This window comes from Paraburkholderia podalyriae, from assembly GCF_014397785.1.
GTDB lineage: Bacteria > Pseudomonadota > Gammaproteobacteria > Burkholderiales > Burkholderiaceae > Paraburkholderia > Paraburkholderia podalyriae.
In genome coordinates this window covers 1-17,414 of sequence record NZ_VZQQ01000052.1, presented here as the reverse complement: position 1 = coordinate 17,414, position 17,414 = coordinate 1, and the positions used below count along the sequence as shown (strand labels likewise).

Below are 17,414 nucleotides of genomic sequence, written 5' to 3'. Positions count from 1 at the left end.
GGTGCTCGGCAGCTACTCTGTGTATAGCGTCGCTGGCGTTTCCGTCTTGCGTCCGCCGCGCGAAGCGCTATCGAGCAGTCCGCTCGAAGTGACGGTCGTCTATGCCGGCGATCAGCCCGGCGGCACCGAAGTCGACGTGCCGGCGCAATTGACCATCGCGATCAGCAATGCCGACACGATGCCGCACCGGTTGACGCTCACGCGCGAAAGCGGCGCGCCCGATCATCTGAAGCTCGCCGCCGGCGAAATGAAGGCGGTCCGCTATACCGGCAGCTGGCCCGAATGGGCGCGCGGCGCAATGCAGATCGACGTGCCGGAACTCGACGTGTCGCCATCGTATGTGCTGCTGACGCGTCCGCGGCACTCCGGCAACGACGCGGCGCTCGCGTCGGCCGGCAATGCACATGGAACAATGGCGGCAAGCACGGCGAGCGGCGAACCGTCGTCGACCAGCTTGATCGCGTCGTCGCCCGCACCGTCGCGACCCGATGCGCCGGTACCGCAAATCAACACTTTCCTGAGCCGCTTTTCCGCGTACGAACCGACCTATTTCGCCGATGGCTCGAACGGCGACAACCTCGCGAAATTCCAGCTGAGCTTCAAGTTCCGTCTGGTCATTCCGGACGATCCGCGCTCGCGTGGGTTGGTGGACAACCTGTACTTCGCTTATACGCAAACCTCGTTGTGGGATATCCGCGAGTACTCGGCGCCGTTCCGCGACACCAGCTATAAGCCGGCACTCTTCTACTATCTCGAAGACACCGGCTGGAAGAGCAAGTGGTGGAGCAGGATGGGCATGATGGCCGGCTACGAACACGAATCGAACGGCCGTGACGGTCCCGAATCGCGCGGCATCGACATTCTCTTCGTGAAGCCGATCTGGGATTTCGGCGATCTCAACGGCTACCATCTGACGGTCGCGCCGAAGATTTATTACTATGCGCACGTCGCTGGCGAGAACCACGACATCGCCGACTATCGTGGCTATGTGGACCTGCGGCTCATCTACGGCAGTCACGACGGCTGGCAACTGGACACGACACTGCGCAAAGGAACGCGGGGCGGCAAAGGCAGCGTCGATACGCAGTTTACCTATCCATTAGCTAAGCTGATCAATAGCCGCTGGGGCGGGTACCTGTGGCTTGGCTTCTTTTCCGGTTATGGCGAGGACCTTCTCGACTACAACCAGCATCGCTGGATGGCGCGAATCGGCTATAGCATCACCCGCTAATCCGGAGTTCGCCTGAGATGCAAGCAAAGGACCGTCGAGCGGTCCTTTTTGACATTCAATTACGGCGCGCGACGCGCCGTAATACATCGAAAGTTTTACCGACATTCTTTCAGAAGTTCGCCCAAAGCCGATTCCCAGCCGGCGGGCAGCTCTTCTCAGAGCGCTCTTGAATGCCTGTGTGCACGAACAGACGGGCGCATTCGCGCGGATTTCTCTAGAGTTGATGGGTCGCCGGTCCGACCGGCTGGCCACGCCGCGCGCTGACTTTTCCAGCGTCTATTCAAAACCAAGGAAAAACCAATGAAAACCGCTCTCCTTCGAGACGTGTCAATTGTTTCAAACGAGCCAACCGGACTTCTTTTGCATCGGAATAGTGCACCGATCGAGCTCAAACACGAAATTCGCCCGGAGCAGATCCGCGATAGCTTGCCGACCCGTCAGGGGGGTGTCGGTTTTCTGTTTCACGCGACCGACTGGGAAACTCTTTCATTTTCTTTTCATAACGTTCGCGAACGAAGCGAATCGTTCGAAGAGGAATTGTGGAAAACCAGGCCTTTCATCGCGTCGCCGATCTATTCAGGCTCGCAGGTGATCGGAGCGAATATCGCGTGCCCGGTGCCGCTGGAAATGTGGCTCGGCAGCCCGCGCGGCATCAAGCGTTTTCGCGAGACGCAATTCTTTCCGGCGCTCGAACTCGCCAGAAAGGCGGGCTTGAACATGGTCGCGATGGGCGCGTCGACGCCGTACGCGTGCAATTACGGCGCGCTGCCCCGGCCGATCAAGCCGCCGCACATTACCACCGGGCACGCGGCGACCGCGGCGATGCTGAAGGACTGGGCGATGCATTGCTGCGAGCAGCTCGACCTCGAACTCGGCAACACGAAGCTCGCGCTGTTCGGCGCGGCCGGCCGGCTCGGCACGACGGTCGCGAAGTATCTGCTGTACAAGGATGCGCCCAAGGAGCTGGTGTTGATCGATCTGCCGGACAAGATCAACCTGCTGATCGATCAGGCGAAGGAACTGCTCGCGTCGGACCTGCTCGGCAAATCGAAGGTCTCGGTCCATACCTTCAGCCCCGACACGCCGCTGCCGGACTTCGACGGCGCGATTCTCGCGAGCAGTACGAGCGTGCCTTACCTTACCGCGGCCGATCTCAAACGCGCGCAATTCTGGATCGACGACTCGCATCCGCGCGCCGCAAGCGTCGAAGCGGAACTCGCTTCTCGCGGTCACACGCTCTATATTGAATGCTTCGCGCGTGGCCCCGCCGGACTCGACACCGCGTTCCCGTTCAGGCTGCCGTCCACGCGCGACTGCTACACCTGTTTCGCCGAAGGTTATTCGGCGTGGCAGGAAGGGATCGCATCGGATTTCATCATCGGCAGCCCGCCCGTGTGGTCGGTCTCTTATACTCATGGTCTTCTGAAGAAGTACGGCTTTTCGGTCGGACCGTTCCACGGCAAGAACGGCGATTCGCTCGCCGAAGTCGTCGCAGCAGAACAATGCAATACGCATGAAATGATGGGGTCCTGATGAACTTGGAGGCCTGATGGCGATACCGCGCGAAAGCATGCGGGATATGCTGGAAAGAAGCAGGTTCGCAATCCGATGGGGAGGCGCACTCGGCCTCCTGTGTCACCCCATCTATTACGTCGTCTGGACCTACATCCTTCCGCAGCCCTACGATAACCTGCTGCTGCGGCTCAGCGCGGCGGCCGTCTGCGTTCCGCTGCTGTTCCATGCACGCTGGCCGAGGCGCTACAACCCCGCGCTGCTGGTCTACTGGCATTGCTGCCTGATCTACGTGCTGCCGTTCGTCTGCACGTTCCTGACCGTCAGAAACGGTTTCTCCACAATGTGGATGATGACCGAGGTCATGATGATCTTCATTCTGGCGCTGTGTATCGACAACCCGCTGCTGCTGATGACCTGCATCGGAATCGGTGTGTTTTCCGGCGGGCTCGCAGGCGTGCTGAGCGCGCCGACGCCGGTCGTTCTCAGCGCGCAGGACAAGTCCAATCTCGCGCTGCTGCCGGTGGTCGTGCTGTGCAGCATGGCGTTCAGTCACGCGATCAGCAAGGGACGCATCTTCGTCGAAAAGAACCGTGCGTTGCAGGCGCTCGCGGGTTCCATCGCGCACGAGATGCGCAATCCGCTGAGCCAGTTGCGGCACGTGCTCGACCGGGTCGAAGAAGCGCTGCCGGCTGCGAGCGAAGCGGGCGCGGCGCCCACGCTGACGGACGGCACGGCCTCGCTGATGTACAACCATCTCGCGCAGGGGCAATTGTCGATCGAGCGCGGCCTGCGCATCATCGCGATGACACTCGACGAAGTCAGCGCGAAATCGATCCGCCCGGACAGCCTCAGCTACCTGCATGCGGCCGCGACCACCCGCAAGGCGCTCGCCGAATATGGCTTCGACAACGACAGGGAACGCGCGAAGGTAAGCCTCGTCGTCAGGCGCGACTTCGTGTTCAAGATCGACGAGACGGTCTATCTGTTCACGCTCTTTAACCTGATCAAGAACGCGCTGCATCACGTCGTCGCGTATCCGCAGGCGACACTGACCTTGACCGTCGACCACGACTCGGTAATCGTGCGCGACACCGGCCCCGGCATCGCGCCGGAGATCCTGCAGCATCTGTTCGAGCCGTTTCGCACGGCCGGCAACTCGGGCGGCACCGGGCTCGGGCTCGCATACTGCCAGCGCGCGATGCGCGCGTTCGGCGGCAGCATCGACTGCGAATCGGAATCCGGCAAGTTCACCGCGTTCACGCTGCGCTTTCCGCCGGTGGCAGCCGACGAGGTCGCGGAGCACGAGCGGCGCCTGTTCGAACGCGCGATGCCGGCGTTCAAGGCCAGGCGCGTGCTCGTCGTCGACGACGACGACACGCTGCGCGCCCGCACCCGCCGCGTGCTGACGAAGGCCGGCGCCTATGTCAGCGAGGCGTCGAACGGCGAACTCGCGCTCTCCGCCTTGCAACGCGTACCGCTGTATGACCTCGTGCTGATGGACATCAGCATGCCTGAGATGGACGGCTACGCGGCCACCGAGCGCATCCGTGCCGCGCGCGATTGCCCGAACCGCAACGTGCTGATCGCCGCCTATACCGCCGAGCCGGGCAACGCGGTGCGGCTGCGCGCGAGGCGCGCCGGCATGGACGAGATCATCAGCAAGACGTCGAATGTGCAGGAGCTGATCACCGCGGTGCAGGCCCTCTTCGACAACGGCGCACGGCATTTGCAGGGCGAGCCCCCTGACGGCTTCGCCGGCAGGACGTTCGTGATCGCCGACGACGACACCTACAGCCGGCTCGTCGCGAAGGCGTATCTGGAACGCTGCGGCGCGAGCGTCATCGAAGCCGACCACGGTCAGGCGGTGCTGACCAGGCTGCACGAAGACGGTTTTATCGATGCGATCCTGATGGACATGAACATGCCGGGTATGAGCGGCATCGACACGACGAAGTCGATCCGCGCGCGCACCGATGCCTATGCGACGGTGCCGATCATCGCGCTGACCAGTCATTCCGATAGCGAAGCGGTGCAGGCGTGCTTTGCCGCCGGGATGAACGAGGTGTTGATCAAGCCCGTGCAGGCCGGCTCGCTGTATGCCTGTCTCGCGCGGCAGTGCGGCACGCGCGGCGCGCTGGTTACGGACGCGCCACAACGAATCGTGGAAACCGCGGGCGCCACGGGGCAAACGGATTTTGCGGCGACGCCGGTGGCGTTGACTCCAGCTGTCAGCGCGCCCGCGTCCGCGATCATCGCCGAAGAAAACCTGCTCGACGAACCGCACCTCGAGGAACTGGTCTCGCTCGATCTGCTCGACGAATCGTTCCTGGGCGGCATCGAACAGATTCGCTTGCTCATCGAGCGGCTCGCGGCAAACAGCACGGCCGTGGACATCAAGGCGACGCACGTAAGCTTGCACGCGCTGCTTGGTGTCAGCGGCAACATCGGCGCGAAGGCGCTGCATCGCTACGCGCGGCAGATCTATCCACGCGTGATCGCCGGTGAGTGGCCGGTTGAAACCGACTGGCTCGCGCGGATCCGCACGTTGGGCGCGCGCTCGACCGATGCATTGGAGCGGTATTACGCGTCGACGAAAGGCCAGCGCGCTCATCGCGACGCGCTGAGCGATTGAGCAATCTCGCAGCGCGCACCGCCAAGGGCGCGCCGTCGCCGTTAGAACTTGTGCAGCACGCCGATCGCCACCGCCAGCTGGTTCGCACCGGTCTTCACGGTCGTCGTCGCCACCGAGGTCGCCCAACCCGTCGCGCTCAGCGCGGCCTTCGAGCTGTTGATCACATACGTGATGTCGGTGTACAGCGCCGTGCGCTTCGACAGCCAGTAGTCCGCGTTGACGCCGGTGCTCAATGCGTGCGCGTCGACCCGGCGATACGCGTGGTAGTAAGTCGCGGCCGCGAGGTCCAGCGCCGGCGTCACTCGATAGCGCACGCCCGCGAACGCCATCGACTGCGGCGGCGATGCGGCGAGCGTCGACTGGACATTGTTCAGCAGCAGTTCATAGCCGCCGTACAGCGTCGCCTTGCCGAGCTGATACGACCCGCCGGCCACGTAGCGCCGCTCGCTGTCGCCCGAAGACGCGATCGCCGAGCCTTGCCGCTGCTCGTACACGAACGTCAGGTTCAGCGGCCCCTGTATATAACGTCCACCGATGTCGTACTGCTTGCCGACGCGGAACGAGCCGGCCACCGGCACGCTGTAGGTGACGGCGTCGTAGCCGAAGCTGTAGAGCGCATTCAGCTCGAACGGTCCGACGTGGCCGAGATACGAAACCGAGTTATCCGCGCGACCGACGAACTGCGCGTCCTGCGCGGAAAGGCCGTAACTCGAATAACCGAGCGGATCGAGCGCGAGGGAGTAGCGATACATCGGCGTCATCTGCCGGCCGAGCATCATCGCGCCGTAGCGGTTCGATTCGATCCCGACGAACGCCTGGCGGCCGAACAGCCGCCCCCCTTGCTGCAGCGCGCCGGTGTTCATCGCCATGCCCGATTCGAGCGTGAAAATCGCTCGCAAGCCGTTGCCGAGATCTTCCTTACCCGTGAAACCCCAACGCGAGTTCAGCCGATTGCCGCTGCCAAGGGCGACCTGCGTGCCCGACGATCCCTGCGACGTGGCAGCGTGGGTCACGTAGGTCACGCCCGAGTCGACGATGCCATACAGCGTGACCGACGACTGCGCGTGAGCCGCGCCGCTGATGCCGATACCGCACGCGAAAAGGACCGTCGACGGCCCGGCGAGAGGCTTGTGCTTCACCATGTGTCTCCTGCTGGAAATTAAATTGTTGTGTAGAGCGAGATAGCAATCGTTCGACCGCTGTCGTCAGGGAAGCGATCATTCGCGTGCAATGTGCGGGTTGACGAAGAACATCGCGACGACCGCGATGGCGGGTCCGATCGCGAGCGTGAAGAGCGCGAGCATGAACGAATGGCTCGCGCCATACAGCGAGCCGACCACCATCGGCGACACCGCGCTGCCGGACTGCCAGATCGCATTGGTCCAGCCTGCGCTCGCGCCTGCGAGACGCTTGCCGGACGCGTCGCTGATCTGTGCCATCAGCACCGGCAGATAGCCGAACGAGAACGCACCGAGAATCGGCGCGACCAGGTAGAACTGATGCACCGTCGAGCAATAGCCGAACACCAGCAGCGCGATCGCGAACGCGGTCAGGCAGCCGATCGACATCATCCGCCGCGACGCGCCGGGCAGGTCGGATATCCATCCGAGCGTCGGCTTCGCGATCACCGCGCCGATGCCGAACGACGCGACGATCGATCCGGCGACGACCGGCGCGATTCCGTATTGCCGGGTCATCAGCGCGTTGCCCCATGCACCGAAGCCGACGGTCGCCCACAACCCGCCGCAGCCCGCGATCGAAAGCGCGACCAGGTTACGGTTGCGCAACAGGCCGAGCATTTCCTGCATGGTGTTGCGCGCGGGTTTCGGTTCGTTCGACGGGCGGTTCTTCAGCAGCAGCAACGTGACGATGCCCCACGCGAACGTGACGATGCCGAGCATATGGAATGCGTTCGACCAGCCGTGGCGCGCGGAGAACGACGGCACGACCGCATTCGCGATCACGACGGCGAGCGACGTCGCGGTCGTATAGAGGCCCATGGCGCGACCACGGTCGCGCGTGAACCATGCGGGAATGATCTTCATGCCGGCCGAGTAGTCGGCGCCCGCCGCGAAACCCATCGCAGCCTGAATCATGATGCCGAATCCGAGCGAATGCGCATAGCCGAACGTGAACGTGAGCACGCCGAGCGGCAGCAGCGCGAGCGTCAGCATCGCGCGGCCGCCGAGCAGGTCGGTCAGCATGCCGCCGACCACATTCGCAATCACATAGCCCGCGTAGAAAGCGGTCACGAACGCGCCGAGCATCGACACGCTGATGCCGAGCGACGCGCCGACCGGCGCGGCCACCGTACTCCACGCAACGCGGACCACATAGCTGAGCAGAAACGCGGCCCAGACGATGAACAGCGCGACCCAGCGATACGGACTCGCGTCGGCGCTACTCGCATCCCGCGCACCGTTCGCCGTCCAGACGCTCGCGGGCACACCCTCCGACGAGGCCAGATTTTTCTCCATGACTCCTCCAATGCCGGGCGTGCCAGCGGCCCCCCGTTCTCTTTCTTTCCGATGGATGGCGCCGGCCGCCTGATGCGGCCGGGCCGGCGATTGCCGTTACAGGTCGAGCACGAGCACCCTCGACTTCGCACGTGAGCAGCACGGCAGGAACTGGTCGTTGAGGGCCTGCTCCTCTGGCGACAGAAACAGGTCGCGGTGATCGGGCTCGCCTTCGAGCACCCGCGTGATGCAGGTGCCGCAGATGCCCTGCCCGCACGACACCGGCACGTCGACGCCCGCCGCCGCGAGTGCCTGCGTGACCGTGCAATCGGCCGCAATCGACACGATCCGACCGGAGCGCGCGAGCCGCACGTCGAACGACGCGCCATCGCCCGACGGCTGCGTCGCCGCGAAGTATTCGTAGTGCAGACGCTCATCGTTCCAGCCGAGCGAGCGCGCCATGTCGAGCGCCGCGTTCATGAAACCTTGTGGGCCGCACACGTATAGATGCCGGTCCGCACCGGCGCTTGCCAGCAGCGCGTTCAGATCGAGCATGCCGTGCGCGTCGTCGAAGTGGTATTGCACGTTATCCGCCCACGACGACGCGGCGATCCGCTCGACGAACGCCGCACGGCTCTTCGAGCGCGCACAGTAATGCATGTCGAACGCCGCGCCCATCGCTGCCAGATGCTCAGCCATGCAGAGAATCGGCGTCACGCCAATGCCGCCCGCGAGCAACAGCGGCTTCGCGTCCTGCTGCGCGAGCGGGAAGTGATTGCGCGGCACACCGATGCGAATCGCGGCGCCTTCGTTCACTGCGTCGTGCATGCGCCGCGATCCGCCGCGCGACTCGGCATCGCGCAACACCGCGATCTGATACCGGTGACGTTCGGCTGGCGCATTGCACAGCGAGTACTGCCGCACCGGCCCACCCGGCACGTAGACGTCGATATGCGCGCCCGCCTCGAACGGCGGCAACTCGCGGCCGTCTACGTCGACGAACTCGAAGCCGACGATGCCGTCGGCTTCGTCGCGCCGCGCGGCGACACGCACCATCAGTGTGGAATCGGTCATGTTCATGCGGGCACCTCCGCTCACATTGCCGACAGGCCGCCGTCGACCATCAGCGTCGTGCCGGTGATGTACGACGCCTCGTCGCTCGCGAACCACAGGACCGGCCATGCGATCTCTTCGGGCGACGCCCAGCGGCCGATCAGCGACGTGTCCTGGCGCTGCGTCTTCAGCACTTCGACGCTCTTGCCCGATGCAATGGCCCGCTTCACGTGGAATTCGGTCAGCGTCGAACCGGGGCACACCGCGTTCACGCGCACGCCGTTCGCGGTCTCCTCGAACGCGAGCGTGCGGGTCATCGCGAGCATGCCGGCCTTGGTCGCGTCGTACAGGCCCATGCCCTTGCGGCCCGTCACCGCGTAGCACGACGATACGTTGACGATACTCGCGCGGCCCGCGCGACGAAGGAACGGCAGCGCCGCGCTGCAATAGTTCGACGTGCCAACCAGGTTGACCGACACCATCGCCTGCCACTCGGCCGGCGTCGCATCGGCGAGCGCGCTGTAGTTGCGCATCGCCGCGTTGTTCACCAGCACGTCGAGCCGGCCGAACGAATCGGCGGCGAGTTGCACCGCGCGCACCGCATCGGCGTCGTGCGACACGTCGGCCGCGAACGTCTCGACACGCGCGGACGGATCGGCCGCCTTCAGTTCGTCGGCAACGCGCGCAAGCGCCTCCGGGTTCGCATCGACGAGCACTACGGCGGCGCCTTCCGCGCAGAACACGCGCGCGGTCGCGGCGCCGATGCCACCCCCGCCGCCGGTGATCAGCGCGACCTTGCCCTCGAGTCTTTTACGTTGCTGCATTACATGCCGGCGCGAAGCCGGCCTCCTTTTGCGGAATAGGCGGGATGTCCAGTCGGACCGGACAAAACCACGCGGGGCCAGACCGACGTCCGGCGCGGCGATGCATCAGATCGAGTAGATCGGCTGGTCCTTGCCGTCGTGAAGATGGATCACTGCCCATTCCTGCGGCTTCTGATCGCGCGGCAGCAGCACGCCGGCCGCACGCACGCGCTGCTGGTCGGCGTCGATCGCGGGCGGATCGGTGTCGGGTACCAGCGCCGTTGCTGCCTCGTACATCATGCGGCGCGCCATCACGATCGCGCGGTCGGTCGGCAGCAGCTTTTCCTTGCTGTGGTCCTGGATCGGACCCATGCTTTCCTGCAGCGACGCGTCCTGCATCGCGAAGCCGAACACGCCCGAGTACGCGCGCTTTTCCTTCTGTGCCTGGCGGTCGATCAGGTAGTCGTTGTCCTTGTTCGCTTTCGGACGGAACGTGCCCGGCTCGTACTCGCAGTGAATGCCCTTGCCGGCGTTCAGGTCGGCCAGTTCCTGCTCGTCGAGCGGACGGTCCGGGCGGAAGTTGATGCTCCACGCCCAGCAGGTGTGATCGTCGATCGGCACCCACACGTGGCCCGCGAGCGAGTGATCGCCGAACGGCGGGATCAGCGTGTACCACGGGAACAGCCACTGCGTAACGCGCCAGTAGTACGAATCCGGCTCGCCGTTGCGGCGGCCGAACAGCGTGAGGCCGAACGGCTGTTTCTCGATCTCGAAGATCACGTTGCCGTCCGCCTTGATGTAGTCGAGCGCCTTCGTGCCCTGGTGCATCGGGTCTTCGTCGACCTCGTAGCGGTGCACGTAGGACACGTGGCTCGTGTCGATCCCGCCTTCCATCGCCTGCAGATAGTTCGATTCCTGCAGGCGCTTCGACACGAACACGTGGCTCTCGGGCAGGTTGCACCACTCGAGATCCGGCGGCGCCGGCTGGCGGTCCTTCGGACCCATGTACGCCCATACGATGCCCGCGCGTTCGATGCATGGATACGCGGTGATGCCCATGTGCTTGCACGCCTGCGGTGCGGACGGCACTTCCACGCAGTTGCCGTCGCGGTCGAATTTCAGGCCGTGATACGCGCAGCGGATGCCGTTCTCTTCATTGCGGCCGAAGTAGAGCGACACGCCGCGATGCGAGCAGAATTCGCCGATCAGCGCCGGCTGGCCTTCGGAATCGCGAAACGCAAGCAGCTTTTCGCCGAGGATCTGCACGCGTACCGGCGGGCAATCGGGCTCCGCGATTTCGCTCGCGAGCAGCACCGGCACCCAGTAGCGGCGCATCAGATTGCCCATCGCCGTACCTGGGCCCGTGCAAACCAGGGTGTCCGACATGTTCTTGTCCATATTTCCTCCGAATCCGGTTGTCCGTTGTATGAGAATGTAGTCTCATTGTACGGACAGAACAGTCGACGTCAAGTTCTTGCCGCTAGGGAGTTTCACTACAATGAGCAATCGATGCGGCCAGACGCAGAAAGGAAATTTCAAATGGAAGAAAAAAAGCCGCACGAAAACGTGCGAGCAGTCGAACGGGCGCTAGAAATTCTTCTGGCTTTCCGTCCGGGGGACAAGGAATTGACCGTCGCGGAGTTGCTGACCCGCGTGGATCTGAGTCGTCCAACGCTGTACCGGCTGCTGAACACGCTCGAACAGAATGGCTTTCTCGCGTCGTCCGGCGAGCCGCAGCGCTTCAGGCTTGGCAGTTCGGTCGCGCAACTCGCGCACGCGTGGATGGCGAACAATACGATCGCGCAACTCGCTCAGCCGATGCTGCGCGAGCTTTGGGAGGCGACATCGGAGACGGTCGCGTTGTTCGTGCCGGAGGGCACGTACCGGATTTGCGTAGCCGAACTGGAGAGTCCGCAGCCGCTCAGTTTCCGCCGCGGGGTCGGATATCGCGAAAAGCTCGTGCTCGGCGCGAGCGGCCGCACGATTCTTTCGCAGATGCCGCTGTCGGCGGACGATCTGCGGCGCTATCTGACCGATTCGAATCAGGACGTCGCGGCGCTCGCCGCCGACCTCGACGCGGTCCGCGCACAAGGCTTCGGCACCAGCCATCACGAGCTGATCGCCGGCGCAGTCGCGGTGGCCGCGCCGTTCTTCAACGGCGCGAACCAGGTGGCGGGTTCAGTGTGCATCTTCGGGCCGAGCGTGCGCGTAACCGATGAGCGGGTCGCGCAGTTCGCCGAGTTGCTCAAGCGAGAGGTGGGAAATCTGTCACGTGCGCTTGGCCAGCAAGGGGAAACCGGACGCGGGTTGGGCGGGACGCGCCGCTGAACTCGGCATCGGTGATGCCGGCCAACGACGGGAGTGTCGTCGGGAAATCGACGCTCTGTTCCCGCTCGCGCTGATTCAGGGCTGAAGCAAAAAACTCACGCGTCTGACTGTGCGTTCATCACGCGCCGCGCGAGCGTCGCATAAGCGAGTGGTTCGAAACGATCGAGCCCATCCTTGACGCCAGCAACGTCGTGATTCCTGGCTTGCTCTTCCATCTGAGCGCACGCATTGGCCACTTCGGCCTCCCGAATCATCGCGAAGGAGCCGCGTACCGAATGAAGATGAGCAAGCACCGTTTTCATATCGCCACGTTCGATGGCGACATACAGCGCCTGCAGCGATTCCTTCAGCCCCTCGACGATCGCGGCATGGATGGGCTCGGGCAATGGCCCGTGCGAGATGTCGCGCCTGTCCGCGGTGTCAGTGGCGGGGCGCTTGCCGGCCTCGTTGACCAGCCGCCGCACCGTCGCATCCATGGTGCCAAGCAGGACGGGCTTGAGCAGGATCTCGTCAATCCCGGCGTTCGTGCATCGCGCACGCACTTCCGCCGCCACGTGCGCAGTGATCGCGATGATCGGCACCGTCGCGCCTTGGTCGCGCAGGCACCGCGCGAGCGCGTATCCGTCCATTCCCGGCATATTGATGTCGGTCATCACGAGATCATAGTGGCGCTCGTTAAAGCGCCGCAATGCCGTGCCGCCACTATCGGCCATATCGGCTTCATAACCTAGCGTGGCAAGTTGCGCGACGATCAACTCACGGTTCGCAAGCTGATCGTCGACCACGAGGATGTGAATCGCCTGGGCGTCGATCCCGGCGGACTCAAATTCAGCTTTACTGTCTAGTGGGGCGCTGACCGGGGCGCCTGTACTCACCGGAAGCGGCAACGTCACGACAAAGGTACTGCCGGCATTCAACTCACTCTTCACCAGGATCGTGCCCTGCATCAATTCGGTCAGGCGCAGACAGAGCGCGAGTCCGAGTCCTGTTCCGCCATAGCGCCTGGCAATCGACGAATCAGCCTGTGTGAATGCATGAAACAGCGTCTCCTGCTGCTGGGGCGTCATGCCGATGCCGGTGTCGCTCACGCCAATGACGACCGGGGAATCGTCGGCCGTGTCGTCCTTAAGGTAAACCTCGAGCAGTACGTCGCCCGTGGCGGTGAATTTAATCGCGTTACTGACGAGATTGACCGCAATCTGCCGGATTCTCGTTGGGTCACCCAGATAGTGCGGGGCGAGCGCTTCGTCAACCATGCAGTCGAATTCGAGTCCCTTCGCATGCGCAACGGGTTCGAACATCGCAGCGACTTGTCGAATGACTTGACCGAGATCGAAGCTGATCGACTCGAGCGTCATCTGCCCGGACTCGACCTTCGAAAAATCGAGAATGTCGTTGATGATGCCGAGCAGCGCAGTGGACGACGATGTCACAACCCCTACCCGCTCCTCCTGCGACGGTGACAACGGCGTGCGTCCCAGCAACTCGAGGTTGCCGAGAATGGCATTGAGTGGCGTACGTATTTCGTGGCTCATCATCGCGAGGAACGCCGATTTCGCATGGTTGGCAGCGTCCGCCGCCGCACGCGCCTCGTCTAACTTGCGCTCGGTGTTCTTCAAAGTCGTGACGTCGGAAAAACTGCAAAGCAGCACGTCTTTTCCGCGATACTTGGTGCGCACCATGTTCACTAGCAGATCGTCCACGCGGCCGTCGGCAAGTCTGAGCGGCATCTCCAGATCGGACTGCCACGCGGGCGTGCCGGGGCTGCGGTCATACAGACTGAGCAAGCGCGCGTGCAACCTCGGTTCATCCGGATGCGTATTCGATTCGTAGGTCCGCATCAGGTTGCTCTGCAACAGAATCTCGCCCTGCTCTAGAGACAGCAGCGCGAATCCGGACGGTGCCGCAGCAACCATCGTGCGATTCAACGCTTCACTTTCGAATATTCGCTGCGAACGTTCGTAGTCTGGCTTGAACAGCTTTTGATCGAGCATCAACAGAAGCACCCACATGAAACCCACTACCAGTAGCATCGCAGCAAAGTAAACCGCGAGGCGTGCACCTATGTCACGCCAAATAGTGCGCCACGTGAATGCGTGAACGAGCGTCCAGCCGGAGTCCGTTACCTGCGCGCTGGCCATGAACAGTCCATTCCGGGAGCGATGGACTCCTCCCGCGGGTTGCATTGCTTGCGCACGGGAATTGAGAATCCGTTGTGTCAGCGCGGCGCCGGTACCCGGCTTGGCTGTGCTGAGGATCACATTGCCGGCGGAATCGAGCAGCAGCGATTGTTCATCGTAGCGCCCCTCCCCGGTAAGCATTTCGATCAGGGGGCCCACGTAAATCTTGCGGACAGCCACGAGGAATATCTTGCCCTCGCTAAAGGCCGGCATGACCAGACGGATGGCGGGCTGTTCGCTAAACGGATCGGTGGCTGGCGGGAACCAGGTCGAACTCCTGTCCTCGCGTAACCGCTTGACCACCGTTGGGTCCGCTAGGTCACCGATGTCCGGTGCGATGCGATCGAGGAGCTCATGGACGTCTTTCGCGCCGCTCTGCTTGAGCACATCGTCGGACGCCGGGGCAGGAACAATGCCGAAGAAGCGCCGGTCAGGTGAATAGAAATAGCCCGCTACGGGATTGGTCTGCACCTTGGCCCAAGGTCCCAGACGATAGTCAAAGTCAACACCGAGCGCCAGATACGGCGCGAAACCGGATGCGGGCTGCGACGGAGTGACATCGCCGAGCATCATCACGGGGTCGAAATTCGCGTGCCTCTGCAGGATGACTCGTCCATGCTGCGCGGCAAATTCGTCGATGAGGGCCTGGGGTGGAGGTGCTCGCGTGCCCCACGTCGATTCTTCATGCAGGATGGCGGCTCTCAGCGTTCTTTCCCGCTCCAGAAACTCTAGTTGCAGGCGAGTCTGCCGTAGAGCGAAATCAGTATAGCGATCCTCGATGTAGTCCGTGACCGCCGATCTCAGCACGACGCCGGTCAATAGCACCAGGACCAACGAAACAGCAACGCCCGCCCCCATGACGAGTGTCCGCTGATAGCGGTTCAGTCTGCTCGGCTCATCGACGCGTGAATCGCCGTTGGGCGTGTGAACCACGCGTTCATGCCTGCTTGAATCTGTGCTCTGTGATGGCATGGCGGACCTGAATCAGGGACGCAAGGAATGATTTCCGCATCATACGGCGATTCCGACTCGTTGCGTGTTTGATGTCGATTGAGCCGCCTGTGGCGGGTGGTGTTTGCGGTTTGCGCCTGTCCTCGCCTTCACTTCTGGTGGTCGCCTGTTACGTGAAGCTCGACTAGACCCCGTTCGGCGCGCCGTTGCACTCGTCAGCGCAAGCATTGGAGACGGGCATTGCTGAACTGCTGATAGTTGATGGAAGACATGGGGCACCCCTTTCCATGATCTGCCGTCCCTTCAAGATTTCTGACCTTGCCACGCTCTCCGCGTTAGCAGGCAGTACCGCCATCTCAAGCGCTGCAGCGCTCAAATACAGGCGCGCGCCGATTCGGACCTGACCTATTTTTGCCTAATCTCAAAAATATAGACTGAACCCAGTTACAGAGATTTAGCAAAAGCCGGCCCTGGATTGACTCAGCAGAAATCTGGCCGATTCGTACTGCGGCCATGAGCTTTCTGGATCGTCATCACTCCCGTTTTTGCAGCTGATATTGAACAGCAAGAAATGGCAACGGCGATTTTGCATTAGTTCGCATAACTCAATTCTTTTTCAAACTTTAAAAGGAATCATGTCATGAACAAATCCTATGTCAGCATCTGGAGTGAAGCCCTTGGGTCGTGGGTGGCAGCCTCGGAGAATACGGTTACGCGCGGCAAGCGTAACAAGGCAAGGGTTTGTGCAGTTGTGGCGACTGCGGTTGTGGCCGCGGCATCCTGGGCACCGGTAGCGCACGCTCAGTACAACGCGGGCGGTGGTGTTGCCAAGGGATTGCATTCGATTGCAATCGGCTCAGGGGCCAAGACTGATGGTACGAATGTCAACAGCATAGCCATGGGTTATAACGCTTTCGCAACTTCTGGTACGACGGCAGGTGCATATAGTGCTACTGCTATCGGCACCAATGCGAACGCAGACGGTGATGGTGCTGCCGCGCTTGGTGATAACGCCAGGGCCATTGCGGACAAGGCGACTGCAATTGGCCGCAGTGCAATAGCCGACGCGACCAATTCGAGCGCAATCGGCGCAGGCGCCGCAGCTCGCGGGAACGGCTCGACAGCAATCGGCGGAGATTCCGTGGCGAGCGGGGACGGAGCTACAGCAGTCGGCCTTCAGTCGACCGCATCGGCTCAGAACTCAGTCGCTTTGGGGTTTGGTGCGGTCAGCACAGGTGACGCTGGCATTGCGATTGGGCAGCTAGCTACTGCGAAAGGGAATGGCTCTATGGCGATGGGTGTATACGCTTCTTCGACAGGGGACTACTCAACTGCAATTGGTCTGCTCGCTGATTCAGCAGGGGACAGCTCGGTGGCACTGGGTCGTGGTGCCTCTGCATTCGCGGCGAATTCGGTCGCTTTGGGTGCGGACTCGACGACCGCCGCCGACCTGAGCGCAGCGGCCTACACTCCAGCGGCGTCGACTCTGTCCGGCACTGCGCCGGCAGGCGAAGTATCGATAGGGTCGTCTGGCCAGGAGCGGCGCTTGACGAATGTGGCGGCCGGTTCGTCACCGACGGATGCGGTGAACGTCAGCCAGTTGCAGTCAGAAACAACGAAGTCGAACGCGATTGGGGCGAGCACGGCGGCGGCGCTGGGTGGCGGATCGAGCTATAACCCGACTACCGGTGCGATCAGCGCGCCGAGCTACAGCGTGGGCGGTACGACGGTCGGCAGCGTGGGTGATGCAATTACCAACATCGACGGCCATATGACGCAGAACACGACGAACATCGTCAGCAACGCGACGGCAATCACCAACCTGGACAGCCGCGTGACCACGGTGGACGACCGCGTCACCAGCATCGACGGCCGCGTGACCAACGTGGAAGGCTCGGTCACGAACCTGACGCAGCAACTGGACGGCGGCAGCGTCGGCCTGGTGCAGCAGGACGCGACCAGCAAGGTCATCACGGTGGCCAGGGGCCTGGACGGCACGACGGTGGACTTCGGTGGCACCGATGGCGCGCGCACGCTGAGCGGCGTGAAGGCTGGCGCGCTGGGCGACACCAGCACCGAAGCGGTGAACGGTTCGCAGCTGCACGCGACCAACCAGAACGTGACGACCAACGCGGCCGGCATTGCGACCAACCAGACGGCGATCACCAGCATCGACGGCCGCGTGACCAGCGTGGAAGGCTCGGTCACGAACCTGACGCAGCAACTGGACGGCGGCAGCGTCGGCCTGGTACAGCAGGACGCGAC

At 62.9% G+C, this 17,414-nt stretch carries 11 protein-coding genes; 5 read left to right on the top strand and 6 right to left on the bottom strand.

The window, feature by feature from the left end; translation table 11 throughout:
• Position 1: 1 nt before the first annotated feature.
• The 3 genes from F6X42_RS33410 to F6X42_RS33400 all read left to right on the top strand — a co-directional run bounded on the left by F6X42_RS33410 (position 2) and on the right by F6X42_RS33400 (position 5,378).
• Entirely contained in the window at positions 2-1,231 is a 1,230-nt protein-coding gene (locus tag F6X42_RS33410) for a phospholipase A (protein ID WP_376776488.1), read from the top strand.
• Positions 1,232-1,531: 300 nt separating this feature from the next.
• The gene (locus tag F6X42_RS33405; protein WP_187638267.1) at positions 1,532-2,764 is read left to right on the top strand and encodes a hypothetical protein; all 1,233 of its coding nucleotides are present in this window, start codon (positions 1,532-1,534) and stop codon (positions 2,762-2,764) included.
• Between the two features lie 16 nt (positions 2,765-2,780).
• Positions 2,781-5,378, top strand: a complete 2,598-nt coding sequence (locus tag F6X42_RS33400; protein ID WP_187638266.1) for a response regulator — start codon at positions 2,781-2,783, stop codon at positions 5,376-5,378.
• A 41-nt stretch (positions 5,379-5,419) separates the two neighbouring features.
• On the opposite strand, the gene F6X42_RS33395 is transcribed toward F6X42_RS33400, so the two are convergent.
• The 5 genes from F6X42_RS33395 to F6X42_RS33375 all read right to left on the bottom strand — a co-directional run bounded on the left by F6X42_RS33395 (position 5,420) and on the right by F6X42_RS33375 (position 11,088).
• Positions 5,420-6,520 carry a porin gene (locus F6X42_RS33395; RefSeq protein WP_187638265.1) on the bottom strand — a complete coding sequence of 367 codons (1,101 nt, stop codon included), beginning with the start codon at positions 6,518-6,520 and terminating at the stop codon, positions 5,420-5,422.
• 75 nt (positions 6,521-6,595) lie between these two features.
• On the bottom strand, positions 6,596-7,855 hold the full coding sequence (locus F6X42_RS33390; RefSeq protein WP_187638264.1) for an MFS transporter: 1,260 nt from the start codon (positions 7,853-7,855) through the stop codon (positions 6,596-6,598).
• Between the two features lie 96 nt (positions 7,856-7,951).
• Positions 7,952-8,914 (bottom strand): PDR/VanB family oxidoreductase, encoded by a 963-nt coding sequence (locus tag F6X42_RS33385; protein WP_187638263.1) that lies wholly within the window; start codon positions 8,912-8,914, stop codon positions 7,952-7,954.
• Positions 8,915-8,928: 14 nt separating this feature from the next.
• A complete protein-coding gene (locus tag F6X42_RS33380; protein ID WP_187638262.1) occupies positions 8,929-9,711 on the bottom strand; it encodes an SDR family NAD(P)-dependent oxidoreductase in 783 nt (260 codons plus the stop codon).
• Positions 9,712-9,816: 105 nt separating this feature from the next.
• Positions 9,817-11,088, bottom strand: a complete 1,272-nt coding sequence (locus tag F6X42_RS33375; protein WP_187638261.1) for a Rieske 2Fe-2S domain-containing protein — start codon at positions 11,086-11,088, stop codon at positions 9,817-9,819.
• A 141-nt stretch (positions 11,089-11,229) separates the two neighbouring features.
• Between F6X42_RS33375 and F6X42_RS33370 the strand changes: the two genes are divergently transcribed.
• Positions 11,230-12,018 (top strand): IclR family transcriptional regulator, encoded by a 789-nt coding sequence (locus F6X42_RS33370; protein ID WP_187638260.1) that lies wholly within the window; start codon positions 11,230-11,232, stop codon positions 12,016-12,018.
• 95 nt (positions 12,019-12,113) lie between these two features.
• On the opposite strand, the gene F6X42_RS33365 is transcribed toward F6X42_RS33370, so the two are convergent.
• On the bottom strand, positions 12,114-15,131 hold the full coding sequence (locus F6X42_RS33365) for a sensor histidine kinase (protein ID WP_187638259.1): 3,018 nt from the start codon (positions 15,129-15,131) through the stop codon (positions 12,114-12,116).
• A gap of 658 nt (positions 15,132-15,789) precedes the next feature.
• On the opposite strand from F6X42_RS33365, the gene F6X42_RS33360 reads away from it, so the two are divergent.
• Positions 15,790-17,414: ESPR-type extended signal peptide-containing protein (locus tag F6X42_RS33360; protein WP_281394064.1), on the top strand; the 1,625-nt coding region annotated here is incomplete at its 3' end.